This is a genomic window from Streptomyces sp. NPDC048473 (genome assembly GCF_043200155.1).
In the GTDB taxonomy this organism is placed as follows: domain Bacteria; phylum Actinomycetota; class Actinomycetes; order Streptomycetales; family Streptomycetaceae; genus Streptomyces.
Genome location: NZ_JBICXE010000172.1, coordinates 1 through 1,760, shown reverse-complemented (window position 1 = coordinate 1,760; position 1,760 = coordinate 1). Strand labels below are relative to the sequence as shown.

The following is a 1,760-nucleotide window of genomic DNA, read 5'->3' as shown; positions in this document are numbered from 1 at the left end:
GTTAGGGCCTGCGGAGAAACAAGTCGTTGCTTCCGTCGTTGCTCGTCGTTGTTGTGCTATGGGGATGTCGGAGGGGACCGAGGCAGGGCTGGCGGCGAAATTCCAGGCGTTGTTGCCGCATCTGGACGAGCGTCAGCGCCGGTTGGCTATGGGGGCGGAGGCCCGGTCGTTGGGGCATGGAGGGATCCGGGCAGTGGCCCGTGCGGCCGGGGTGCGCGAGGGCACTGTCTCGCGTGGAGTGGCAGAACTGGATTCCGGGGTGGGCCCGTTGGGCCGGGCCCGCCGGGAGGGCGGAGGCCGCAAGCGTGCGGTGGATCTCGATCCTGGGCTGCGGCCTGCCCTGCTGGCCCTCGTCGAGCCGGACATGCGGGGTGACCCGATGTCGCCGCTGCGCTGGACGACGAAGTCGACCCGCCACCTGGCCGACGAGCTGACCCGGCAGGGCCACCGCATCTCAGCGGAGACCGTGGCCGACCTGCTGCGCGAGGAAGGTTTCAGCCTGCAGGGCAACGCCAAGACCGTCGAGGGCAGGCAGCACCCGGACCGCGACGGCCAGTTCCGCTATATCAACGAGCGGGCCAAGGAGCACCAGGCTGCGGGGGACCCGGTGGTCAGCGTCGACACCAAAAAGAAGGAAGTCGTCGGCAACTACAAGAACGCCGGCGCCGAGTGGCACCGTGAGGGCGAACCGGTCCAGGTACGGACGCACGACTTCCCGGACCCGGAGCTGGGCAAGGCCATCCCGTACGGGATCTACGATCTGGCAGCGAACACCGGATGGGTCAGCGTGGGCACGGACCACGACACCGCCGCGTTCGCCGTGGAGTCCATCCGCCGCTGGTGGCACAGCCAAGGGCGCGGCGCCTATCCGCACTCCCGGAGGCTGCTGATCACCGCGGACGCGGGCGGCTCGAACGGCTATCGCACCCGGGCCTGGAAGGCCGAACTGGCCGCTCTGGCCCTGGAGACCGGCCTGGAAATTACCGTCTGTCACTTTCCGCCAGGTACTTCAAAATGGAACAAGGTGGAGCACCGGCTGTTCTCCCACATCACGATGAACTGGCGCGGCAGGCCCCTGACAAGCCACGAAGTCATCGTGAACAGCATCGCCGCGACGACCACCGGCACCGGGCTGACGGTGCACGCCGAACTCGATACCACCGCCTACGAGACCGGAGTCCGGATCGTCGACCGGCAGATGGATGCCCTGCCCCTGCACCGCCACGAGTGGCACGGCGACTGGAACTACACGCTGCGGCCCGAGGCGTATGACCAAGTCAGTGACGTACCGGACCCCTTCGACCAGCCCAGCCCCGACCTTGCGTGGCTGTGTCACCCGGCCCTGACCGGAATGCCGACCCAGGAGTGGGACACGCTGATCACCACACTCACCGCCCTCCACGAGGACCAGCGGGAAGCACACCTGGACAAACGGCGCGGCCACCGGCCCCGCCTGGCGGCCCCGGGCACCGGACGGCGCCCCGTCCTCACCCTCGCCGACCGGCTCCTGGCCACCCTCCTCCATTACCGGCTCGGGCTCCCGCAGGTCGCCGTCGCCCGCCTCTTCACCGTCACGCCCTTCACCATCAACCGGCGCATCCGCGACATCCGCCAACTCCTCAGCACGGCTGGACACATCATCCATCGCACTGACCAGCAACTCACCACCCTGGAGCACCTTTACGACCACGCGAGCGCGGTAGGCATCACCGTCCCGCTCAAGATCAAGACAGCGAGTTAATGATCCGCAAGCCCTTAGC

The 1,760-nt window shown here is 68.0% G+C and carries 1 protein-coding gene; it reads left to right on the top strand.

Going from position 1 to position 1,760, the window contains the following annotated elements; translation table 11 throughout:
• Positions 1 to 58: 58 nt before the first annotated feature.
• Positions 59 to 1,741: an ISAzo13 family transposase gene (locus ACGFU7_RS48025; protein WP_393705126.1), complete on the top strand. Its 1,683-nt coding sequence runs from the start codon at positions 59 to 61 to the stop codon at positions 1,739 to 1,741.
• The last annotated feature ends 19 nt before the right edge of the window (positions 1,742 to 1,760 follow it).